Source organism: Arthrobacter sp. 05T423, assembly GCF_056396245.1.
This window is the reverse complement of sequence record NZ_JBFTLC010000019.1, coordinates 53802-77065: the sequence shown is the minus strand read 5'-3', so window position 1 is coordinate 77065 and position 23264 is coordinate 53802. Positions and strand designations below refer to the sequence as shown.

The window sequence follows — 23264 nt, the reverse complement described above, 5'->3', positions numbered from 1 at the left end:
GCTCGTGGACGTCGCTGCCGTCAGCCGCGGTGCCCTCCCCAGGACTCCTGCCGGCCTGGGATGGGCAATCTACCAGCACCTCAGCGGCAAAGCCAGAGACGCCATGAAGGGCAGTGGAGCAGACCCCTGGACGGCCGTGGGGCGGCTGGCCGTGCCCGCTCCGGTAACGTATTTTCACATGCCATTGTCATCACCCCGAACATCCCGTCACCCAGCCACCCCTGTTTCCGAGGGGCTGGTCAGACCGGCCATGGCGGGCATCGTGACGGCGCTGGTTGGCTTCACCTCGACCTTCGCCGTGGTCCTGTCCGGCCTCCGTGCGGTGGGGGCGCATCCGCAGCAGGCGGCGAGCGGCCTCCTGGCCCTCTGCCTGGTGGTGGGCGCCGGCGTCGTGCTCCTTGCCTGGCGGAGCCGGATTCCGGTGACCCTTGCCTGGTCAACACCGGGTGCCGCCCTGCTGGCGGTCGCGGGAGTGCCCGATGGCGGATGGCCGGCCGCCGTCGGCGCCTTTTTGGTGACAGGGGTCCTGATCGCCGTGACCGGGCTCGTCCGCCCCTTGGGCCGGCTGGTCAGCAGCATCCCGACGCCCCTGGCGCAAGCCATGCTGGCGGGGGTCCTGCTGCCGTTGTGCCTTGCCCCGGTGAAGGGACTGCAGACGGCTCCGCTGCTGGTGGTTCCGGTCCTGCTGTGCTGGCTCCTGCTATCGCGGTTCGCGCCCCGCTGGTCCGTTCCGGGTGCTTTGGCCATTGCACTGGGCGGCATTGTGATCCAGCTGGTTGTCGAAGGCCGGACGCTGGCGGCGGACGGCCTGCTGCCGGCCATGGAGTGGACAACGCCTTCCTGGTCGCTGGGCGCGGTGGCGGGCATCGCCCTGCCGCTGTACATCGTCACCATGGCGTCCCAGAACGTTCCCGGGGTGGCGGTGCTGGGGTCTTTCGGCTACCAGGCGCCGTGGCGGGCCTCCATGCTGGTCACCGGTGCCGGCACGCTCCTGGCCGCGCCGTTTGGTGGCCATGCCATCAACCTGGCCGCGCTCAGTGCCGCGCTGGCTGCCGGGGAGGAAGCAGGCGCAGACCGCGGCCGGCGCTGGGTGGCAGGCTTCGTGTCAGGACTGGCCTACCTGCTCCTGGGAGCCTTCTCCGCCGGGCTGGCCGCCCTGGTGGCTGCGGCTCCGCCGGGTGTCCTGGAGGCCGTCGCCGGACTTGCACTGCTGGGCACACTCGCAGGATCTGCCGCCTCGGCGTTGGCAGAGCCGGGCGAACGGACGGGGGCCGTGGTGACCTTCCTCGTGGCCGCGTCGGGGCTGAGTTTCCTGGGCATCGGAGCGGCGTTCTGGGCGCTCCTGGCAGGGCTCCTGGTCCGGGCGGTCCTCAAGGAGCGGGGCCGGCCGCAGGCCACATCCGTGGACTAGTTGCCGGCCGCCCGCTGTGTCCGGTGCTCCGCAGCCGGGTAGACGCCAAGAATCCACACCTCGGTGGTGAAGAAGTCGAGTTCCTCCATGGCCAGCCTGAGCGGCAGGTCTTCCGGATGGCCCTCCACATCGGCCATGAACATGGTGGCGGCAAACTCGTTGCCCACCATGTAGCTTTCAAGCCTGGTCATGTTCACGCCGTTCGTGGCGAAGCCGCCCAGGGCCTTGTACAGGGCGGAGGGGACGTTGCGAACACGGAACACGAAGCTGGTGACCGCGGGCCCGGGCAATGCTGCGCGGGCTGGCAGTTCCGTTTCCCGGGCCAGGACCACAAAGCGGGTGGTGTTGGAGGGATCGTCCTCCACCGCGGAGGCCAGAACCTCAAGGCCATAGAGCTCTGCAGCCAGTGGCGGCGCAAGGGACAGCTTGGTGGGATCGTTCCACTCGCGCACCTCGCGGGCCGAGCCCGCCGTATCGCCGGCGATTACAGGTTTAAGCCCGGCCTCGCGAATCAGCTTCCGGCACTGCCCCAGGGCATGGATGTGGCTGTGGACCTCGGTGGCGCCCTCGATGGTGCTGCCGGGGATGCCGAGAAGGTCGAAGTGAATGGGCAGAAAGAACTCCCCCACGATCTGCAGGCCCGAGTGTGGCAGCAGCAGGTGGATGTCGGCCACCCGGCCAGCGATGGAGTTCTCGATCGGGATCATGGCCAGATCGGTCTCACCGCTGGAAACCAGCTCGAAAGCGTCCTCGAAGCTGGCGCACGGGACGCTCTCCAGCCCGGGGAACATCTGCTTGCAGGCTATGTCTGAGTTGGCGCCGGGCTCACCCTGGAACGCAATTTTCTGGGCCATGCTCCGTATAATGTCACGCTCGGCGCCGCCTCACCCAAACGGGCCGTCTCGCCCAAACGCGGCTGCTCACCTCTTCGCGTAATCAGTGAACCCTTGCCAGTCGATCACCACGCAGGCTTCGTCGCCGACCGTCCAGGCGTCGTGTCCGGGCTGCATGATGGCGAAATCGCCGGGCCCGTACTCCATCTCCTCGCCATCATCCATGACCACCTTCATCCGCCCGGAGATGAAGTAGCCCATGTGGGCGGCTTGGCAACTGTCTGTCTTGGCGATCGGCTTCACGTGCTCTGACCACCGCCAGCCCGGCTCAAAGGTTGCCCGGCCGACGCCGCCGCCTTCCAGGTTTACTAGCTGGAGTTGGCCCTTGCCGTCTTCAAACGGCCGGGTCTCCTCGGGGGAGTCGAAATTCTTGCGGATTAGACCTGGCATCTTGACCTCCTGTTATGGATATTCCTGCTCCGGGAATGAAGCCGGGAATGCAGATGCTGCTGCCTGATATGCCACGTTCTAGGCCCGCCGGGCCGCCATGTCAAGGGACGGAATGCATCGGCCCAGGTGCGGGCGAGCCGCTCGATGTCCTCCCTGAATCCGCTGACCATGGCCTCGGTAACCGTGGCCTCCCGGGCGGCGGGATCAGGCAGCCCGATCGGGATCACGTAGTCAAACCGTCCGTGCCGCAGGAACGCGGTGTCCAGGGCCCGGATGAAGTTGGTGGCGCGGTCCTCTTCGAGGTTGGCGGCGGCTGCCCGATCAGGCGGTCGCCGGCCATGGCCACGACGGCCTGCTGCTCCGTGCAGGCGGAAAGGACCTCTGACAGGCTGTAGACGGCAGGCCGTGCCGGGTTCCGCGACTCCTGCCAGACCTCCACCAACTGGTCAAGGTCCTCCGGGTGGAACTCCCGCAGACGCCAGGGTTTCATGCGGTCTGCTCCGGATCCAGGTGCAGATGCAGAGCCAGGTGCGGGAACCGGCCCGGCGCGGCCATCAGTCGGTCTCCGGCCCGTTGCAGTAAAAGCAGTAGGCGGCGTCGTCACAGATGTCGTTCACTGCGGCGTCGTTGCCTGGATTCATACGGTAATCAGTAGCGGTGCTGGTCATGGCAGTCTCGTCTCTTCTGGGGTCCGTCTCCAAAATTATGAGCCGGAAGTCACATAAGATAAAGCGATCTTTTCCATGCATTACAGGTTAGAAAAACCATTGCTTTTTTGCCGGCAGCCAGCAGACGGACAGAGGGCTTTACGGAGCCTGCGCGCCTTGGTCAAGCAATAGCCGGAGGCTTCTCAGGGCAGCGAGGGCCCGGCGGCTCACCAAGGCGGGGGAAATGCCGAACTGCGTTGCCACCTCCGCCACCGTGAGCCGGCCGTAGTGCAGGGCCAGCAGGACGTCCCGTTGCTCCATGTCGAGCATCATCAGGGCCTCGCTGACGCGGGAGCCGGCAGGCTCGCTCTGGGCATTGACCATGCAGAAAGGCTGGCGCCGGGGCCTTCGAGTTTCCTGACGGCGCCCACCCCCAAACTGGGCGGCCCGCGCTACTGCAGACCCCCTACCGCAGGCCCCCTACTGGGCGCCGTCGAATCCGGCGAGGAGCCGCCGTGAGGCGGTCTGCATGTGTGAGCGCATGGTGGCGGTGACGGCAGCGGGATCATGGGCTGCCAATGCCGTGAAGATCTCGCGGTGTTCCTTAAGCGCCGCCGCCGCATGGCCTTCGTCGGTCAGGGCGCGGTCAACCCAGATGCGAAGCAGCGACCGGATGCTCTGCAGCAGTTCGTGCAGCACCTGGTTGCCCGAGCTGACCGCTATCTCGCGGTGGAACGCGCCGTTCGCCTCGACGAACACGGCCAGGTCTTCGAGGTTCTCTTCCATGGCCTGCAGGTTGGTGCGCATCCGGTCCAGAGCCGCGTCGTCGATGCGCTCGGCCGCCAGTTGCGCTGCCTCTACCTCGAGGCCGCTTCTGAGTTCCACCAGTTCGCGGGTGCGGGGAGCGCCCAGCATGAGCCCCCAGCTCAGGGTGCGGGGCAGCAGTTCCGAGATGCCGTCGCGCAGGCACGTTCCGGATCCCATCATCAAGGACGACTGGAAGAAGATTTTCGACGACTCCGAGCTCGACAGCGTCATCGCCAAGATGCTGAAGCTGGACGCCGTCAAGCGGTAAGCACTGTTTAACAGACCTTCAGCAGACAAACTGGTGGCCGTCCGCGCGGCCGGGCATCCGCCGTCGGAAATTCTTTTCCCCGGTGAACGCGCGGTCACCCGTGCGCGGGGCCATGTGACTTGAACGGCGGCCGGTTTTCGTGCACGGCACTAAGCCCCTGCGGCATGGGAAACAGTTGCTTCCGAAGACGCGGGGGCTTTATGCAAACGAATGGATTAGTGCACGAGTTTTCGCTTTATGTCGGGCCTGACCTCGTGTTTCTTCTCACGGGCGGTACCCTTGCGGCCCGCATCCGGACGTCAATAGCGTGGATCAGGACCCTTCGAACGAGCTAAGGACTTATATGCCCTCGCCAGCCGCCACGGATCCAAACCCCACCCACCCCGGCAGGAGCCGGATACCACTCCTGGGACACCTGGCATCGGGTGTCCGCTGGGACCTGCCGGCGTCCCTCGTGGTGTTCCTCGTTGCCGTTCCGCTGTCGCTCGGCATCGCTGCCGCGTCGGGTGCGCCGGTCATGGCCGGCCTGATTGCTGCGGCCGTCGGCGGCATCGTGGCCGGCAGCCTCGGCGGCTCGCCGCTGCAGGTCAGCGGGCCCGCCGCCGGCCTGACGGTCATCGTCGCCGGCCTCATCGAGCAGTTCGGCTGGCCCGTCACCTGCGCCATCACCGTGGCCGCCGGTGTCCTCCAGGTACTGCTGGGCATGGCCCGCGTGGGACGCGTGGCCCTCGCCATTGCCCCCGTCGTGGTGCACGCCATGCTTGCCGGGATCGGCATCATCATCGTCCTGCAGCAGCTGCACGTCATGCTCGGTGCCGAAGCCGGCGAAGCGGCATTGCAGAACATCCTGGCGCTCCTGGACAGCCTGGCTGCCGTCGACCCGCAGGCTGCGTTCCTGGGCGCCGTGGTGATCGCGCTGCTGGCCGGGTGGAAGCATATGCCGGCCGCCGTCCGCCGCGTGCCCGGCCCGCTGGTCGCCGTGGTGGCCGCGACGCTGCTGTCCCTCCCGTTCAATTCCGACGTCGACCGGATCACCTTTGATGGTTCACTACTGGACGCCCTTGCCCTCCCGCACCTGCCGCGGGGAGAGTGGACCGCCATCGCGGTGGGGGTCGTCACCATCGCCCTGGTGGCGAGCGTGGAGTCGCTGCTGTCCGCCGTTGCCGTGGACAAGATGCACCACGGCGAGCGTACGGACTTCAACCGGGAGCTCCTCGGGCAGGGCGCCGCCAACGTAACGTCCGGCATGCTGGGCGGCCTGCCAGTCACCGGCGTGATTGTCCGCAGTGCCACCAACGTCGAGGCCGGCGCGCGGACCCGCAAGTCCGCCGTCCTCCACGGCATCTGGGTTCTCGTCTTTTCGCTGCTGCTGGCGGGAGTCATCCAGCTGGTGCCGCAAGCCGTGCTGGCCGGGCTGCTCATCATGATCGGCATCCGCCTCATGAAGGTGGCCGATTTCCAGACGGCGCGGGTCACGGGTGACCTGGCCGTCTACGCTGCCACGCTGCTCACGGTAGTGTTCGTCAACCTGCTGGCCGGGGTGCTGATCGGGCTCGCCCTGGCCGTGCTGCTGGTCGTATGGCGCGTCGTCCGGGCCAGCATCCATGCGGAGCCCCTCGGCGGCGCACCCGAAGGCCGCTGGAGGGTGGTCATCGACGGCTCCTGCACGTTCCTGTCGCTGCCCCGCCTGAGCAAGGTGCTGGCTGCGGTGCCGCCGGCAGCCCACGTCACGGTGGAGCTCGACGTCGACTACCTCGACCACCCGGTCCACGACACCCTGGATGCCTGGCGCGTGCGGCACGTGAAGAACGGCGGCAGCGTCGAGATCGAGGAAAACGGCACCGCCACGCTCCACGCTGCCCAGGAGGGAACTCCAGCACGTGGCTCATCGCGTTCGGCGCTGCGCGGCGGCTTCGCACCGTGGCGGAGCTGGCAGCGGGACGGCACACCGTTGGCCGCGGAGGCAGCCGCGGGCGTCCCGGGCCCCGTGCGCTCGGTGCTCAACGGCGTGGACAACTACCACCGGCGCCACGCCCACCTGCTGCGCCCGCACGTCCAGGAGCTGTCCACCTTCCAGGATCCCGATACGCTGTTCATCACCTGCGCCGACTCCCGGCTGGTGCCGAACCTGATCACCAGCAGCGGCCCGGGGGACCTGTTCACGGTCCGGAACGTGGGCAACGTGGTGGGAAGCGACCGCCTCGAGCCGTCGGTCGAGGCATCCCTGAAGTTCGCACTCGACGAGCTGTCGGTCACGTCCGTGGTGGTCTGCGGCCACTCCGGCTGCGGAGCCATGACGGCGCTGCTTGCCGGACCGGCCGGGGCTCGGAAGGACGCAGCCCAGGGTCCCGACGGCGAGGCGGAACGTTGCCCCGTCGAGTCCTGGCTGGAGCACGGCCTGCCGAGCCTGGCGGCGTTCCAGGCCGGACATCCCGTCCAGGTCGCCGCGGAGCAGGCCGGGTACGGCGCGGTGGACCAGCTGGCCATGGTCAACGTTGCCGTCCAGCTGGAGCGGCTGCAGCAGCACGCCAGCATGCAGGGCGCCGTCCGGGACGGTGACCTTCACGTGACAGGTCTGTTCTATGACATCGCCACGGCCAGGGTCCTGCAGGTCACGGCCACCGGCATCAGCCACCTGGATCCACTCCCCCGGGCCGAGGAGCTGGCCCCGGCCTGACCGGGGCGCACATCTGAACGGGGTACGCAGCCCGGCGGTCAGCCAGTAGCAGGCCGCCGGGCTGCGTACCCCTGCGAGGACGCGGGTAGTGCGGGCGGCAAAGACGGGTAGCCGGCCCCCGTGACTTGCCGGTCCCGGCCCCGTTGAATGGTCTGACACGTAGCCGGGCGAGGTAGCGGTGCAAGTGACACTGCAAGGAAAAGCACAAGCAACGGAGGAGACCGCCATGGACGGAAGCAGGCGATGAGTTCCGGGCTGGCCTCAGCGGTGCAGTTCGCCGGGTCCCTGCCGGGGTCCATTCTGCTGATGCTGGCACAGGCTGTTGTTGTGGTGTGCGCCTGTTCCGACATGGTCCGCCTGCTCTCAGTGCCGCGCTCCCACCGGCGGTACCTGGCCAACACTGTCTTCCGCACCCTGGCCGCGCCGGCGATCCTGGCCACCGCGGTCAGGGCGCTGATCGATGCGGCCTCCGGAGTCTGGCCAAACGTCACTGCCGGAATGTTTGTGCTGGTGGTCCTGATTTACCGTTGGCGGACCGACACCGACGAGGACAGCTGGTGGAAGGGCAAGGGCAAGGCCCTGGGCCAGTGGTTCAGCAGGCGGACCGCCTTCGGGCTTCGGCCCGCCGCAGCCGCCGCCATGCGGGCGTCAGCCGGGAACGCGTCAGTCGTTGAAGAGTCCCGCCAGGTCCTCCGCCGTGAGCGCACCGCCGGAGAGCGCATCGCCTTCCATAACGTCAGCGAACAGTTGGGACTTCCTGGCCTTCAGCGCCATGACCTTCTCCTCGATGGTGTCCTTGGCCACCAGCCGGTAGACCATGACATTCCTGGCCTGGCCAATGCGGTGCGTGCGGTCCACCGCCTGCGCCTCTGACGCGGGGTTCCACCACGGATCGAGCAGGAACACGTAGTCGGCCTCGGTCAGGTTGAGGCCGAAGCCGCCGGCCTTGAGACTGATCAGGAACACGGGGGCGGCGCCGTTCTTGAACTCATTGACGACGTCGGTACGGTTCCGGGTGCCGCCGTCGAGATAGCAGAACTCGATGTTCTCCTCGGTGAGGCGCTCGCGGACCTTGCCCAGGAAGCCGGTGAACTGGCTGAAGATGAGGGCACGGTGGCCCTCGGCCACTAGGTCCTCCAGCTGCTCGAACAGGACGTCGAGCTTGCTGGACCGCACGCCGGAGAGCGACTCGTCCACCAGCGACGCGTCCAGGCTGAGCTGGCGCAGCAGCGTCAGCGACTGGAAGATGGTGAAACGGTTCTTGTTCACGTCCTCGATGAGGCCCAGGATCTTCTGCCGCTCGCGCTGCAGGTGGGTCTGGTAGACCTTCTGGTGCCGCGGGTTGAGCACCACCTCCAGGATCTGCTCCTGCTTGGGCGGCAGGTCCTTGATGACCTGCTCTTTGGTGCGGCGCATCATCAGCGGACGGACCCGACGGCGGAGCTTGTCCAGCTGCCCCCGGTCACCGTTCTTCTCCACCGGCTTCTGGTAGTACTCGGCGAACCGCGAGGGGCTCGCAAACAGCCCCGGCGCCACGATGGACGTCAGCGCCCAGAACTCCATGAGGTTGTTCTCCAGCGGGGTTCCGGTGATGGCCAGCTTGAAGGCTGCCGGCAGCTTCCGGGCGCACTGGTAGGCCTTGGACTGGTGGTTCTTGACGAACTGCGCCTCGTCCAGCACCAGCCCCGCCCAGCGCCGGCCCGCGTAGGACTCGTAGTCGATCCGGAACAGCGCGTAGGACGTGATGACGATGTCCGCCCCGGCCATGGCCTCGGCGGGATCGGCGCCGCTCTTGCCGAACGTCTCGCCGATGGCGCGGACCGTAAGTCCCGGTGCGAACCGGGCGGCCTCGGCCTCCCAGTTGCCCACGACGCTGGTGGGTGCCACCACCAAAAAGGGGGTGCCGCCGTCGTTCGCAGTTTTGGGGTCCGCAGCTGTGCCGTCCGCTTCCTTAGCGTCCGCCGAAGACGCGGCGTGTTCCTTGGCCGCGCACATCAGGGCCAGCGCCTGCACGGTCTTGCCCAGGCCCATGTCGTCGGCGAGCACGCCGCCGAGGCTGTGGCGGTACAGGAAGCTCAGCCAGTTGTAGCCCTCCAGCTGGTACGGGCGCAGCTCGGCGTTGAGGGCAGCCGGCAGCGGAAGGCCCTGGACGCCGTCCGTCAGCAGCCCGCCCACCGCCTCGCGCCAAGCGGCAGCCTGTTCGTCCACGATCCCCAGCTGGGCAAGCTCATCCCAGAGGCCGGCCTGGAAGCGGCTGATCTGCAGCGGAGCGTCCTTGTCGCCCGCGTTGTCCTGAAGGCTCCGGGCCTCGTCGATCAGGGCCCGCAGCTGGTGCAGCTCCGGAAGGTCGAGGGAGAAGTAGGCGCCGCTGGGCAGCAGCATGCGCGTCTGCCCGGCGGCGAGGGCGGAGAAGAGTGCGGCGAAGGACACTGGCTGGCCCTCGAGGGTGATGACGATGCCAAGGTCGAACCAGTCGCGCTGGTCAGTGGCCTTGGTGGAGATCGCCACCACCGGCGCCTCTTCGGCCTCCCGGTAGTCTGCAATGTCGCCGGAGGTGTCCACGTCCACGCCGGGGGTGTTCTTCAGCCGGGGGAGCACCTCCTCCGTGAAAGCCAGGGTGTCCAAGCCGCTCAGCTCAGCGGTGGCCGCGAGGCGCGGCGTGCCCCAGCCGCCGGTGGCTGACTCGCCGAGCCTGGGCACCACGTCCCACGGCTGGCCTACAGCCTCAAGGATGCGGGCCTCGGCCGGATCGTCACGGTAGCCGTGGTCGCCGGGGTGGCGCCAGAGCGGCTGTGCCGTGACGATGGTGCCGGACTTGTAATGCCACTCCCAGTGCAGGCGCACGCGGTGGTCGGTGCCGTAGTTGGCCAGCAGTGAGAGCGTCGGGATGGCGAGCTCGGGCAGCTCGACGGACTCGTCCGACGCCGTCACCCGTGCCGTCTGCTTGAGCTTGGGGTAGAAGCCGGTGAGGAAGCGGCCTTCATCCCGTGCCGGGATATGCAGCGTGCTGCCCGCCGTGACGAAGGCGAGCAGTTCCTCGCTCAGTCCGTTCTCGAGCGGGGCGAGGGTGATGGTCTCGTCCGCGGCGACCCCCGGCAGTGCGTCCCCGCTGGAGGTGAGGAATATGCCGTGCGCCGGGCGTCCGATGGTGCCCACCGACGCCGGATCAACCTCTGTACCGTCAACCGTGATGGTGGACGCGAGCTCCAGGCCCCCGTCCCGGGCGCCGCTTCCGTAGCGGCCCAGGTTCAGGCCGACCGACGCGGGCTCCGCCGCCACCTTCACGGGTTCCTGGCCGCGGCTGTGCACCAGCGCAACGCCGATCTGGCGGGCCTCCTCCAGCAGGCCCCACAAATTCTTGCCGGCAAAGGTGTTGAGCCCGAGCCACAGCGACGACGACGAGTAGGTCCGGTTCGCGCTGGCGGTGTGCGCGGCGAGGAAGGTCTGCATCCACTCCACATGGGCCTGGTTGCACACGCGCTTGAAATTCAGGTAGCTCAGCGTGTTCCACGAGATGTCGCCGCGGATCCATTTACCCTTGGCGCCCATGATCACCGGGCGGGCCTTGAGCTGGCGGACGCTGCGGAGCGGATCCCGGCGGCCCGTGTAGGAGAAGTGCGGGGCCGGTTCCTCCACTTCGAACTGCAGGGCCAGGGGAGTGCCGCCGCTCTGCTGGGCAGGGCCCGCCTGCGAAATCAGGGGGCTGAGCGCCCGCTCCCAGTCCGAAAGCGCCGGCACCGACTGTTCGCGGGACACCCGCGAGACGTCGGCAGGGGACAGGAGTTGCACCCTGACGGCCGGGTTGTCTTCGGCAGCGAACAGGAGCGCTGCCACGTGCTTGCAGTCCTTGCGGACGGGGCAGCTGCAGACGCCCACGGTGCAGCTCCAGCCACCGCCCTTGCGGACCAGCTTGGCCGTGGTGGAATACGGCACCTCGGCACCGCCCCGGACCTTTCCGAGCATGAGGCCGGTGGCGGCGTCGAACGAGATTCCGGAGACGCGGCCGCCCATGGCATAGGCCAGCCCGGCCGCGAGGGAGCGGTCGTTGATCGCGGGGGTCTGGATTGCCAGTGCCGCACTGTCGTCCGGTTGGGAAGGCATGGGTGCGCGCTACTTTCGGCAGGTCGAAAATCTGCAGGTTATCTGATCCATCTTAGTCGGGCGGGAGGGGCCCTCAAATTTGCCGCCGCCCGCCGTCCGGCTCTCCGGTTACCGCGGCGCAAACTTCGCCTGACGTTCACTTCGCCCTAAACCTGCGGGCGCTGGCAGCGCGTACGTTGAGAAAGTCCTGAGCACCACCGGCTTCTGCAGTGAGGATTTCCCATGACTTCCAGCGAATACCCCGTTGTCCTGACCGTCGAAGGCGCCGCGGGCGGCCACAGCGGCAGCGATGCAGAGACAGTTGATTCCAACGTCGCAGTGGTGAACACCATGTACCAGGAGCTGCTCGGCTCGGGGGAGATTGCCCCCAACGCCCTGCGCAGCTACTTCGTGGACTTCTACCTGACGCAGTCCCTCGGCGGCGGCTTTGCACAGTACGTCTTCACCGCCCCGGACCGTGAGGAGCTCGACGCCTACATCCGCGAGGGTCTGGAAGGCATGGGCGCCGCCGGGAACGTCGACCTCTTCGGCCGCACCGTGGAGGCATTCGACGCCCTGTCCGAGGAAGAAACGGACACCTACCTGGACGGCGTGGCCGACGACGAGGAGGGCGGCGAGCTCCCGGAACGCGTGCAGGCCATGGAGGACCTCGACGCCGAATTCGAATCGCTCCTCGAAACGGAGGACATCGTGGCCCTCAACGCGGCGTGGCTGCGGGGACAGGAGGGCCTGCTGGTCCTGAACGGTGACGAGCTCACCGCCCACATCGCCAAACGGGTGGCTGCCCTGCCCGACCTCGACGCGCGGCGCGCCGAAGCCGAAGAAGAGGCGCTGGAAAACGCGCCGGAATTCGAGGTCATCATCCGCGAGCTGTGCGACATCGCCGGGTACGGGCTGCGGAAAATCACCATGGGCGATCCGAACTACGACCACAACGGCGAGACGGTGCTCGCGTGGCGTTTCAGCACCGACCACGGCGACTTCCTGATGATCGAGGACGACGACGAGGCCTTCATGCTCAACCCGGACACCAAGGAAATCGTGGCCGCTGTCGAGTTCGAAGAACTGGACGGAGACCTGGATGAGGACCTCGTAGAGGCATAGCGCGGCGCGGGCGGGCCGGTGTTTTCCGGCGCCGGCGTGCCCCCCCCCCCCCCCGCGTCGGCCTTGCTGTGGGGTCGCCTTGCTTTTGGTCAAAGGTTTCCGCAGGGTGGCGTCCAGATACTGGCATCCTCTTCAGATCATGGACCTGAAGAGGATCACCCCGCTGGGTCTCAGCCGGGTGAAGTCTGGGCCTTTGAGGGGAGCTTTCCATGAAATCTGCAAGAAATCGTCAACGCGTGGCGGCCGGAATTACCGCCGGTGCGCTCGCAGTCCTGGCCGTTCAGGCAGGGGCAGTGCCGGTCTCCGCTGCTATCAATACTTCGCCGGCAGCGCCGCATTCCATTTTTGTCTTTCCCGTCAGGGACTTCGTGTCGGCCTCCGGCTATGCCAAGACCGATGTTGCCACCATCCAAGTGATTCGAGGCGGCGCCGTGGTAGGCACCTCCGACCCCATCACTCCCCAGGATGACCCCGCCACCCCCGGTGTCTTTGACGGCCTCGTGGAGGTCAACCACCCTGGCGGAGGCTGCTGGAACGGCGTCACGCCGGACATCCGCCCGGGCGACGTCGTCCAGGTGCTGACCGCGCCGGGTGCCGGGGACCAGACGACCACGGCCAATGTCACAGTCACGCAGCCGGCCACCAAGACCGGACCGGGGACCGTGGTGATGAAAGGAACGGCGGTTGCCCCAGGCGGCGGCCAGTATCCAATTGATCAGCTTGAGGCACGGATCGTGGCCAAGAATCAGTCATTCGTCCTCGGCGGCAAAAGGACACTCCGTGCCGGTCTTGGCAGGGAGGGCAGCATTTCCTACGACGGTCCCGGGCTCACCACCTGGACCGCGACGTGGACCGGGCTGACCGGCGTCAACCCGGCGGACGGTCTTTCGGACGCTGACAGGGCCACCTCGGCCGTCAACAGCGAAAGCCGCGGAATGTGGCTTGGAGTCGTTCCCGCAGCTGCCAGTGAAAACACGACCTTTGAATTTGCCCAGATCGGCGGCCCGACGGCACCGTGCACGGCGCCCCTTGCCAAGGGACCCAGTACGCCTGACCTGACGGCCGCGAGCGACACCGGCAGCTTCAACACGGACAACATCACGCGCAACACCACCCCCAGCTTCACGGGTGCCGTCGCCCTGCCCGATGCCGCGAGCGTGAACCTCTACGTTGACGGCGTGGCCAGCGGATCGGCGTCGGTGGCCGCGGACGGCACCTATGCGGTCACTTCCAGCAGTGCGCTGGCCAATGGACGCCACACTGTGACAGCCGGCGAGGTCAGCCCCGCAGGAACCGAAACACTGTCCACCGGATCCCTGGCTTTCACGGTGGACACCGTGGGGCCCTCAGTTACAGCCAAGGCGCCGGGCGTTACCTCGTTCATGGTTAGCCAGACGTCCAATGTCACGGCGACCTTCAGTGAGCCGATTGCGGGCCTTGGGACGGCTTCCTTCACCCTGAAGAACCCGGCGGGAGCGGTCATCGCCGCTCCGGTGACGTGGAACGCAACCACCAGGGTTGCCACCCTGAACCCGAATGCAACCCTCGCGGCGGACCAGAAGCACACGGCAACGCTGACGGCGGGCATCACGGACATCGCCGGCAACCCGATCGCCGCAAACTCCTGGGCGTTCACCACGGGACCGCGGCCGACGGTTGTTGGCCGGACACCCGCGGCCGGTGCCACCCGGATCAGCCGGACAGCCAATGTGACAGCCACAACCAGTGAGAGGGTCACAGGGGTTACCACCGGCACATTTGCCCTGCGGAAGGCCGGTACGACAGCGGTGATACCGGCTGTTGTCAGCTACAACGCCACCACCCGGGTGGCAACACTGAACCCCAGCGTGACCCTGGCTGCCAACACGACGTACACCGCCGTCGTCTCCACCAGCATCCGGGACCTTGCCGGGAACTCGCTGCTGAACACCTCCTGGAGCTTCACGACCGGCCCGTAAGGAGCCGCTGCCACGAGCCGCAGCACTCCGGCCCGGTGCCGCCCGAAAGGGCAGCGCCGGGCCGGAGCCATGTCCGGGCAGCGAAAGGCGGGGCAAAGAGTGACGATTGACACATGCAAAACGTTTTGTGTATTCTCGTTCCCACCGAATCAAAACGTTTTGCAAAGGAAGTCGATGACGACGCGAGTAGGGATACGCGAGGTGGCCAAGGCCGCCGGGGTTTCAGTGACCACCGTGTCGCACGCCCTCAACGACGCCACCAGCTCCCGGGTCAAAGCGGAAACCCAGCAACACGTCCGGGACGTGGCCAGGAACCTTGGCTACGCTCCCAACCGGCTCGCCAGCGGGCTGCGTAACCAGCGCTCCCAAATCCTGGGCCTGGTCAGTGACGAGATCACCACCACACCGTTCGCCGGGGCGATGATCCGCGGCGCACAGGACGCGGCTTACGAACGGGGCTACGTGGTCATGGTGGTGAACTCGGGCCTGGACAGCGAGCTCGAACACCGCGAAATCACCATGCTTCAGCAGCACCAAGTGGACGGCGTGGTGTACGCCCGGCTGTACCACCAGGGCGTGGAGCTGCCGCCAGCGCTGGCCGGGATCCCCACCGTGCTGCTGGACGCCGTCACCGGGGACCCCGGGGTGTCGTCCATCGTCCCGGACGAGGTCGACGCCGCCGAAACCGCCGTTGAGGCACTCATCAGGGCCGGCCACAAGCGGATCGGAATGATCAACAACGTGGACGACATTCCCGCAACGCACGGCCGGCTGGAAGGATTCCATAACGCCCTGCGCCGCCACAGCATCCAGTACAATCCGGGCCACCTCGTCATCGCCGAGCCGGAAACCGCCGGCGGCCGTGAAGCCGCGCTCGCTCTCCTCAGCCGGCAGGACAGGCCCACCGCACTGTTCTGCTTCAGCGACAGGATGGCCATGGGCGCGTACCAGGCGGCCACAGCGCTGGGACTGAACATCCCGGACGAGGTCTCGATCGTCGGCATCGATAATCTGGAGCTCATCGCGGGCTCGCTGTGGCCGGGGTTGACCACCGTGGCCCTGCCGCACTACGACATGGGCCGATGGGCGGTCAACCGTGTCCTTGACGATATTGAGAACCCGGGCACGCCGCCGGAACAGGTGCGGCTCGCCTGTCCCCTGATCGAACGGGGTTCCGTGGGACCGCCCAGGAACTGACCGCAGTCCACAACCATCCCACCCGGTGCCCGCATGGCAAGGGACGCAGCCGTTGCAGCGGCCGCGCCCCTCGAGGACCCCGGGCCAATCATCCACGCGCAAAATCAGCAGAAAGACTGGACGTTTATGAACAAGCGATTCACACGGATCCTGGCCACCAGCATAGCGGCGGCTGCGCTCATGGGCAGCCTTGCTGCCTGCGGCAAGGGCAGCGCGTCCGCCACGTCCGAGGGCGGCAACGAGATCACCATGTGGACCCACAATGCCGGCAACCCTGACGAACTCGCCGCCATCAAGGCGATCGTTGACTCCTACAACAAGAGCGGCGCGGCGAAGGCCCAGATCAAGGTGCAGGCATTCCCGCAGGAGTCCTACAACGACTCGGTGGTCTCGGCCGCCGCTGCGGGGAAGCTGCCGTGCATAGTGGACATCGACGGGCCCAATGTGCCCAACTGGGCGTGGGCCAAGTACCTGACCCCGCTGAAGCTTTCGGCCGATCTGTCCAAGAACCTCCCCAGCACCGTGGCCAAGTGGGAGGGAGAGACGTACGCTGTGGGCTACTACGATGTCGCCCTCGCCATGCTGGCGCGCGCCTCGGACCTGAAGGCAGCCGGCGTCCGCGCGGCCACGGTTGAGAAGCCATGGACCAAGGACGAATTCCAGGACGCCCTGACCAAGCTCAAGGCCCTGGGCAAGTGGCAGTACCCGCTCGACATGGGGACTGCCGGCACCGGTGAGTGGCTGCCCTACGCCTACTCGCCGCTGCTCCAGTCCTTCGGCGGAGACCTCGTCAACCGCGACGGCTTCCAGTCGGCGGACGGTGCCCTCAACGGAGACAAGGCCGTCGAGTGGGCCGCCTGGTTCCGCGGACTCGCCGATCAGGGCTTCATGGCCAAAAAGAGCGGCAAGGACTCCACCCAGGACTTCCTGAACAACAAGAGCGGCGTCGTTTACACCGGCTCCTGGGCCGCGGACAAGGCACGCAAGGCACTCGGCAAGGACCTGGCGGTCATGCCCTCCGTGGACCTCGGCAACGGCCCGAAGATCGGCGGCGCCTCGTGGCAGTGGGGCGTGACCAGCGGCTGCAAGAACTCCGAAGCCGCGATGGACTACCTCTCCTACTCGCTGAAGCCGGAAAACATCGCCGCGGTGGCCAAGGCCACCGGAACCATTCCGGCCACCGATGAGGCCGCAGCCCTGATCCCCGCCTTCGCCGAGGGCGGCGAAAACCGGATCTTCATGGATCTTTCCCGCCAGCAGGCGGTCATGCGCCCCGAAACGCCGGCGTATCCGTTCATCGCCACGGAGTACGGCAAGGCCGTCCAGGACATCCTGGCCGGCGCGGACTCCAAGACTGTCCTGGACAAGGCCGTCAAGGCGATCGACGCCAACATCAAGTCCAACGGCGGCTACAAAAACTAGCCAGCCGCCGGACGGGAGGACGACGGCGGGCGGCAACTGCCGCCGTCGTCCGCCAACCGGCACCGACTGTCAACGGAGACCCCCATGACAACCACCCAGCTTCCCTCCCGCCGCCACGCCGCTCCGGCGTCCGGCGGAACCCCCACCGCGGCAGCCCGCCGCAAACGTCCGGGCCGCCTGCGCGAGCAGCTCAGCGGCTGGGGGATGATTGCGCCGGCAGCAGTCCTCCTGCTCGCCTTCGTGTTCCTGCCGGCGATCCTCGGCTTCGGGCTGGCCTTCACGAACGCCCGCCTCATCTCCCCGCGGCCGGTGGAGTTCGTAGGGATGGATAACTTCGCCCGGCTCTTCACCGACCCCACATTCTGGCGGGCGCTCCTGAACGTCAGCTACTTCGCCGTGGTGGTGGTGCCTGTGCAGTCCGGCCTCGCCCTGGCCATGGCGCTGCTGATCAACAGGAAGTTCCGCGGCGTGAACTTCTTCCGCACTGTCTACTTCCTGCCCGTGGTCACGTCCATGGTGGTGGTGTCGCTGCTCTGGCTCTTCATGTACCGCAAGGACGGCCTGATCAACGAGCTGCTGTCCACCTTCAGCTTCGGCCTCATCCAGGGCGCGGACTGGCTGAACGACCCCGCCACCGCCATGCCGGCCATCATTGCGCTGTCCATTTGGCAGGCCGCGGGCTTCCACATGATCATCTGGCTGGCCGGTCTGCAGAGCATCTCCGGGGAGCTGTACGAGGCCGCGCAGCTGGACGGGGCAAGCCGCTGGCACCAGTTCCGGTATGTCACTTGGCCGGGCCTGAAGCACACCCGCACCCTCGTCCTAGTGACCATCACCATCCAGGCACTCGGGCTCTTCGACCAGGTGAGCGTCATGACGCAGGGCGGCCCCCTCGACTCCACGACCACCATCATCTACGAGGCAGTCCGCTCCGGCTTCAAGCAGCAGGAGACCTCCTACGCCTCGGCCATCTCGCTCGTATTCTTCGTGCTCGTGCTGCTGATCTCTGCAGTGCAGCGCTACCTGACCCGAGAGAAGGACTGACGTGAAAAACGTGCTTCGCCTCAATTCGATCGGCGCCATGGCCGTGCGCATCCTGTTTGCCGTCGTCGCCGCCTTCCCGATCGTGTTCATGCTCGTGTCCTCCCTCAAGCCGGACCAGCAGATCTTCGGTGACATGTCCTCCGTGGCGGCGTTCCTGCCCATCGGCAACATCTCGCTGGACAACTACACCGCCGTCTTCGACCGGGTGCCGGCCGCGCGCTTCCTCATCAACTCCGTCGGTATCTCCGCCGTGACAGTGGTGCTGGGAATCTTCGTGAACAGCCTGTGCGCCTTCGCGCTGTCCCGCATGCAGGTCCGCGGGAAACGTGTGGTGTTCACGGCGATCCTGGCAACCCTCATCGTTCCGTTCCAGACTCTGGCGCTGCCGCTGGTGTGGTGGGTGAACCAGCTGCCGTACTTCGAACTCAACGGTTTCAGCCTGGAGATCTCCAAGGGCTGGCTGGACACCTACCAGGTGCAGATCATCCCGTTCATCGCCAACGCGTTCTCCATCTACCTGTACCACCAGTACTTCGAGTCCATTCCCAAGGAACTGGACGAGGCAGCGCGGATCGACGGCGCCGGCTGGTTCAAAATCTACCGCCAGGTGGTCATGCCGCTCGCCGGTCCCGCCACCGCCACCGTGGCCATCCTGACGTTCCTGCCCGCCTGGAACTCCTATCTGTGGCCGCTCATGGTGGTCCAGTCCGAGGAGCTACGCCCGGTGATGATCGGCATCCAGTATTTCTTCCAGCTGAACGTCTCATGGGGTGAGGTCATGGCCTACGCCTCGCTGATCACGCTTCCCGTGGTGGTGCTGTTCATCGCATTCCAGCGCTCCTTCATCAACAGCATCGCCTCCAGCGGTGTCAAAGGCTGACCCGGCCCCCTTCCTAGTTCGAAAGCGAACCATGACTTCCCTCAATGCAACGCCTGCGCTCGACTGCCGCTACCGGCCCAGATGGCACTACGCCGCCGAGCGCAACTGGCTCAACGACCCCAACGGGCTGGTGTACTCCAACGGGGTGTATCACCTCTTCTACCAGCACAACCCGTACGGTGCCGTGTGGGGCAACATGTCCTGGGGCCACGCCACCTCGGCGGACCTGCTGAACTGGGACGAGCAGCCCGTGGCCATCCCGTGCGATGAGAATGAGGCGATCTTCTCCGGATCAGCAGTTGTGGACGCGCTGAACACAAGCGGCTTCGGCATCGGGGGAGCGCCCCCGCTGGTGGCGGTCTACACCAGTGCCTACTCCCCGGCGTCGCCGCTTGCCGGGCGGCAGGCGCAGTCCCTCGCCTACAGCACCGACGACGGCGCCACGTGGACCAAGTATGCGGGGAACCCGGTGCTGGACCGGGCGTCCGCCGAGTTCCGCGACCCCAAGGTCTTCTGGTACGACGGCGACGCCGGAAGCTACTGGGTGATGGCCGCCGTCGAGGCTGTCCGGCATGAGGTGGTGCTCTACAAGTCCGCTGACCTGAAGTCGTGGGAGTATCTGAGCACCTTCGGCCCGGCCAACGCGACGGGCGGCGTCTGGGAATGCCCGGACCTGTTCGAACTGCCCGTGGACGGCGATGCCGGGAACACCAGGTGGGTCCTCGTGGTGAACCTGAGCCCGGGCGGGATCGCCGGCGGCTCGGGGGGCCAGTATTTCCTGGGAACGTTCGACGGCGTGACGTTCCGTTCCGAAACCACTGTCACCGAGGGCAGGCAAACGGACGACAGCCGGATGCCGGACTACGGCTGGCTGGACTGGGGCCGGGACTACTACGCGGCCGTTTCGTTCAGCAACGCCCCCGGCGGGCGCCGGCTCATGGTCGGCTGGATGAACAACTGGCAGTACGCGGCCAGCACCCCGTCGCAGGGGTGGCGCAGTGCCATGTCCCTGGTGCGCGAGGTCCGGCTGGAGACCCGCGACGGACGCCCTGTGCTCGTTCAGGCGGCCGTGGACCCGTTCGCGGCTTCTGCGACGGAGCTGTTCGCCGCCGGCCCGGCCCAGCTGGCGGACGGCGTGCAGTGGCTGCCCTCGGAGGCATACGGCGATGTGCTGCGCATCGATGTCGAGTTCGAGCCGGCTTCTGCAGGCAAGGTGGGCCTGGTGCTGCGCGCCGGCGAGGCCAACGGGGTGCAGGAGCGGACGGTGCTGGCCTACTCCGCCGTTTCCGGGGAGTCCTTGTCCGGGGAACTCACCCTGGACCGCACCAGCTCCGGAGACGTCGGGTTCCACGCCGGCTTCCCGTCAGTGGAGCGGGCGCCTGTTTCCCTGGACGGTTCCGGCCGGCTGCGGCTCACGATCTTTGTGGACCGCTGCTCTGTGGAGGTCTTTGCCCAGGACGGGCTGGTGACCCTCACGGACCAGATCTTCCCCGCGGAGTCCAGCACCGCCGTCGGACTGCTGGCAGAAGGCGGCGGCGCCACTCTGGTGAGCCTCAGCGTCACCGGATAGCTCCCGCAAATTAAAGCAACGCGGGGTCACTTACAGCCCAATAACCAGTGCGGAATGGGCCGTAGGTGACCCCACGTTGCTACGTAGTCGCCCGGACGGGCTGCGGCCCACGCCAGGAGGGTGTTGGCGATGGGCCGCAGGTTCGGGTGGCGCCGGCGTTACTTCATCATGGTCCCGTCAGGTCCCACGAGGTACCAGACGTTGCCGACGCCCTGACCGGTGACGTCGCCGGGGGCCTTGTCCTTCTGCCACAGGTAGACGGGCATGCCGTTGACCGTGACCTGCTTCTTGCCGTCGGCGGTAGCAATGGTGCCCACCGTCCCCGTCACACCCTCGACCTTGGGGGTGTCCGAGGCAGCGATCACCGGAGGCCACTTCACGAGGCAGTCACCCGTGCAGTTGCTCTTGCCTGAGTCCTTGACGTCCTTCGTGAAGTAGTAGACGCTCATGCCTTTGCCGTCCACCACGATGTTGCCTTTGCTGGACGACGCGGTCTTGAGGTCCACCGTGGCACTGTCGCTGGCACCCGTTGTCGCGGTCGCCGCTGGCGACTCGCTGGCCGGGGCCGCCGCCGTAGTGGTGGTGGTTGTGCTGGATCCGCCGCCACATGCCGTCAGTGAGGCGGCAAGGGCCATAACTGCAAGGCCAACGCTCAGTTGCTTCTTCATGTGCTGCTCCTTGGCTAGGGCCGGCAGACTAAGAGACCGGCGCTATCTGGAATGACGCACAAAGGTGAAGAATGGTTCAAAGGATTTGCGGTTCGCCGGAATTGAACCAATTGCCGGCTGCCGACGTCGTATGTGCCAGGAAGACCGGCCCGCTCGGAACGGTCTCATAGGGTCATTGCAGGGAGGCCGAAGGTGCCGCTGGATGAGGATTTGGTTGCAGCGATTTACCGCGAGCACGGAACGGCGCTCCGCCGGTTTGTACTCAGTGCGTCCCGCGACCCGCACCTTGCCGACGACATCGTCCAGGAAACGGTGCTTCGTGTCTGGCAACAAGCCCCCAAGGTCACGGGCAGCATGCGCAGCTACCTTTTCCGGACTGCCCGCAACATCATGATCGACAACTACCGGAAGGCCCAGCGCCGGCCGCTGGAAGCCGAGGACCGTGACATCGCGGATCCGGAGGAGGCCACCGGACGGGTCGATGACCTCTTAAACAAGGTGCTGATGGAGGAGGCGCTGCTCCGGCTGAGCACCGAGCACCGCGATGTCCTGGTGGCGCTGCACTACAGGCGGTTCACGGTGGGCGAGGCCGCAGTCCAGTTGAACATTCCGAGCGGAACGGTGAAATCCAGGGCTTTCTACGCGGTGAAGGCCCTGCGGACAGTACTTGATGAAATGGGTGTGGAACGGTGAACGGCAAGGAAACCCATGAGCTCCTGGGGGCATACCTGCTGGGAGGACTCGACGACGCGGACAGGCTGCGTTTTGAAGAGCACCTCAAGCACTGCGGCACGTGCCGCAGTGAACTGTCGGACCTGGAATCCCTGCCGGGCCTGCTGGATGCCCTGCCGGTCCCCGACGCCGTGGCGCTCGCGGTCCCGGCCCGCCGGCCGGGATCAGACGCCCCTGCTGAGGTGGCCCCCGTCCCGAAGCCGGTGCTCGACGAACTGGCGGCCCGCCGTCGTAATTCCCGACGCCGGCTGACGGCCCTCGTGGGCGTGGTGGCTGCCGCCGGCCTCGCCCTGGGATTTGCGGCGGCGCCGCTCTTCGATCCCGGGGACAAACCCGATGCCAGCTATTCCGTCAGAGCCGGCTCCGGCATGCAGGTCACGGTGGGAATGGTCAAGAAAACATGGGGCACCGAACTGGCCTTCGACGGGCGGAGCCTACCCCAGAACGGCCGGCTTTCACTGTGGGTGAAGGACCGCGCCGGAGTCGAGGACAGGGCGTGTGCGTGGACGGCGACACCGAGCGGAAGGGCGAGGGTCACCAGCGCGACGCCGCTGCAGTACACGAGCATCGCGAGCGTCGAAGTGCGCAATGACCGGCAGCAGACCATTGCCGTCATTGCCGTGCCGGGCACCTGACCCGTTCTGAGGCCTGACCCGTCCCGACCGACTCACATCCTGGCGAGCCGCGCCCGCACCACCGTGAAGACCCCGTAGCAGATGAGCCCTGCGCCCACCGCGGCCAGCACGTACACACCGTAAGGCTGTTCCCGCAGGGCGCGGAGCCCGCCGTCGAGACCTGTCGACTGCTCGGGGTGGGCGGTGACTGTTGCGATGACCACCAGGAGACCCGTCACAAAGAGGGCAACGCCCTTGGCCACATAGCCCGCCATGCCCAGGCCGGTAATCGCTTTACGGGCACCGGGGGACGACGGAAGGTTGATGTGCTTCTCAAAGGACTTTTTGAACCCGCGGACCGCGTAGATGATGCCGACGACGGCTACGGCCGCACCGATCAGCACCAAAAGGAGCACACCGCCCGGCGCTTTCATGAGTTTGACCGTGAAGTCGCTGGTTGATTCCCGGTTGTCCTGGCCGGCGCCGCGCGCGAAGGCGGCCAGCGTGAATGCCAGTCCGGCATAGACGACGGCCTGCGCCCCGGCCTGCAGCTTCTTGCCGGCCTTGTGCTTTGTGGGCAGCCGCTCGAAGTCGAAAATGGCGTCACCGGCCTGCCACAGGGCCAGGGCCACGCATCCGGCGAAACTGCACCACAGGAGGGCCGGGCCGGCGGGCTGGCTGGCCAGTTCGGCGACGGCGCCGCTCACATCCGCGCGGCCGCCGCGGCCCCGGGCGAGTCCGAAGGCGATGATGCCGACCAGGATGTGGAGCACGCCACTTACGGCAAATCCCCCGCGTGCCAGCATTTCAAGGGGCTTGGAGTTGGTGACGTTCTCGGCTTGGTCGGCTGCGGTTTTCAGTTCTCTTTTGATGATCGCTCC

19 protein-coding genes and 1 pseudogene are annotated in these 23264 nt (G+C 66.8%); 12 read left to right on the top strand and 8 right to left on the bottom strand.

Translation table 11 applies throughout. The features are described 5' to 3' along the window. Window positions 1-178 precede the first annotated feature (178 nt). The gene (locus AC1DFE_RS14825; protein ID WP_476906648.1) at window positions 179-1411 is read left to right on the top strand and encodes a benzoate/H(+) symporter BenE family transporter; all 1233 of its coding nucleotides are present in this window, start codon (window positions 179-181) and stop codon (window positions 1409-1411) included. On the opposite strand, the gene AC1DFE_RS14820 is transcribed toward AC1DFE_RS14825, so the two are convergent. The 5 genes from AC1DFE_RS14820 to AC1DFE_RS14800 form a co-directional block, all read right to left on the bottom strand. Further along, window positions 1408-2265, bottom strand: coding sequence for a prephenate dehydratase (locus AC1DFE_RS14820; RefSeq protein ID WP_476906633.1), 858 nt, complete (start codon window positions 2263-2265; stop codon window positions 1408-1410). The genes AC1DFE_RS14825 and AC1DFE_RS14820 overlap by 4 nt on opposite strands. Before the next feature lie 66 nt (window positions 2266-2331). Then, complete coding sequence (locus tag AC1DFE_RS14815; protein WP_476906632.1) at window positions 2332-2694, bottom strand: cupin domain-containing protein; 363 nt, start codon at window positions 2692-2694, stop codon at window positions 2332-2334. Window positions 2695-2917: 223 nt separating this feature from the next. Then, a complete protein-coding gene (locus AC1DFE_RS14810) occupies window positions 2918-3184 on the bottom strand; it encodes a hypothetical protein (RefSeq protein WP_476906631.1) in 267 nt (88 codons plus the stop codon). A gap of 316 nt (window positions 3185-3500) precedes the next feature. After that, window positions 3501-3725: a sigma factor-like helix-turn-helix DNA-binding protein gene (locus AC1DFE_RS14805; protein ID WP_476906630.1), complete on the bottom strand. Its 225-nt coding sequence runs from the start codon at window positions 3723-3725 to the stop codon at window positions 3501-3503. A 96-nt stretch (window positions 3726-3821) separates the two neighbouring features. After that, window positions 3822-4256 (bottom strand): FadR/GntR family transcriptional regulator, encoded by a 435-nt coding sequence (locus AC1DFE_RS14800; RefSeq protein ID WP_476906629.1) that lies wholly within the window; start codon window positions 4254-4256, stop codon window positions 3822-3824. Between the two features lie 61 nt (window positions 4257-4317). Between AC1DFE_RS14800 and AC1DFE_RS14795 the strand changes: the two are divergent. Next, window positions 4318-4416 (top strand): annotated as a pseudogene (locus AC1DFE_RS14795) (phosphogluconate dehydrogenase C-terminal domain-containing protein); the annotation flags it as partial. A gap of 343 nt (window positions 4417-4759) precedes the next feature. Then, window positions 4760-7093 (top strand): SulP family inorganic anion transporter, encoded by a 2334-nt coding sequence (locus AC1DFE_RS14790; RefSeq protein ID WP_476906628.1) that lies wholly within the window; start codon window positions 4760-4762, stop codon window positions 7091-7093. 663 nt (window positions 7094-7756) lie between these two features. Here AC1DFE_RS14790 and AC1DFE_RS14785 read toward each other — a convergent pair. Next, window positions 7757-11194 (bottom strand): DEAD/DEAH box helicase, encoded by a 3438-nt coding sequence (locus tag AC1DFE_RS14785; RefSeq protein WP_476906627.1) that lies wholly within the window; start codon window positions 11192-11194, stop codon window positions 7757-7759. 222 nt (window positions 11195-11416) lie between these two features. On the opposite strand from AC1DFE_RS14785, the gene AC1DFE_RS14780 reads away from it, so the two are divergent. The 7 genes from AC1DFE_RS14780 (at window position 11417) to AC1DFE_RS14750 (ending at window position 20369) form a co-directional block, all read left to right on the top strand. Continuing rightward, the gene (locus AC1DFE_RS14780) at window positions 11417-12298 is read left to right on the top strand and encodes a DMP19 family protein (protein ID WP_476906626.1); all 882 of its coding nucleotides are present in this window, start codon (window positions 11417-11419) and stop codon (window positions 12296-12298) included. Between the two features lie 209 nt (window positions 12299-12507). Further along, window positions 12508-14256: an Ig-like domain-containing protein gene (locus AC1DFE_RS14775; RefSeq protein WP_476906625.1), complete on the top strand. Its 1749-nt coding sequence runs from the start codon at window positions 12508-12510 to the stop codon at window positions 14254-14256. Window positions 14257-14430: 174 nt separating this feature from the next. After that, on the top strand, window positions 14431-15453 hold the full coding sequence (locus tag AC1DFE_RS14770; protein ID WP_476906624.1) for a LacI family DNA-binding transcriptional regulator: 1023 nt from the start codon (window positions 14431-14433) through the stop codon (window positions 15451-15453). A gap of 126 nt (window positions 15454-15579) precedes the next feature. Continuing rightward, entirely contained in the window at window positions 15580-16875 is a 1296-nt protein-coding gene (locus AC1DFE_RS14765; RefSeq protein ID WP_476906623.1) for a sugar ABC transporter substrate-binding protein, read from the top strand. 84 nt (window positions 16876-16959) lie between these two features. Then, complete coding sequence (locus tag AC1DFE_RS14760) at window positions 16960-17919, top strand: carbohydrate ABC transporter permease (RefSeq protein WP_476906622.1); 960 nt, start codon at window positions 16960-16962, stop codon at window positions 17917-17919. Between the two features lies 1 nt (window position 17920). Then, entirely contained in the window at window positions 17921-18799 is an 879-nt protein-coding gene (locus AC1DFE_RS14755; RefSeq protein ID WP_476906621.1) for a carbohydrate ABC transporter permease, read from the top strand. 31 nt (window positions 18800-18830) lie between these two features. Next, complete coding sequence (locus AC1DFE_RS14750) at window positions 18831-20369, top strand: glycoside hydrolase family 32 protein (RefSeq protein WP_476906620.1); 1539 nt, start codon at window positions 18831-18833, stop codon at window positions 20367-20369. Between the two features lie 158 nt (window positions 20370-20527). Here the strand turns inward: AC1DFE_RS14750 and AC1DFE_RS14745 are convergent, their stop codons facing one another. Beyond that, a complete protein-coding gene (locus AC1DFE_RS14745; RefSeq protein WP_476906619.1) occupies window positions 20528-21037 on the bottom strand; it encodes a COG4315 family predicted lipoprotein in 510 nt (169 codons plus the stop codon). 192 nt (window positions 21038-21229) lie between these two features. Here AC1DFE_RS14745 and AC1DFE_RS14740 point away from each other — a divergent pair, with 192 nt between their 5' ends. Together AC1DFE_RS14740 and AC1DFE_RS14735 are read left to right on the top strand one after the other, a co-directional pair. After that, window positions 21230-21730: a sigma-70 family RNA polymerase sigma factor gene (locus tag AC1DFE_RS14740; protein WP_476906618.1), complete on the top strand. Its 501-nt coding sequence runs from the start codon at window positions 21230-21232 to the stop codon at window positions 21728-21730. Beyond that, window positions 21727-22404 (top strand): anti-sigma factor family protein, encoded by a 678-nt coding sequence (locus AC1DFE_RS14735; RefSeq protein ID WP_476906617.1) that lies wholly within the window; start codon window positions 21727-21729, stop codon window positions 22402-22404. Before AC1DFE_RS14740 ends, AC1DFE_RS14735 begins: the two co-directional genes overlap by 4 nt. A gap of 32 nt (window positions 22405-22436) precedes the next feature. On the opposite strand, the gene AC1DFE_RS14730 is transcribed toward AC1DFE_RS14735, so the two are convergent. Further along, window positions 22437-23243: a DUF1206 domain-containing protein gene (locus tag AC1DFE_RS14730; protein ID WP_476906647.1), complete on the bottom strand. Its 807-nt coding sequence runs from the start codon at window positions 23241-23243 to the stop codon at window positions 22437-22439. Window positions 23244-23264 lie beyond the last annotated feature (21 nt).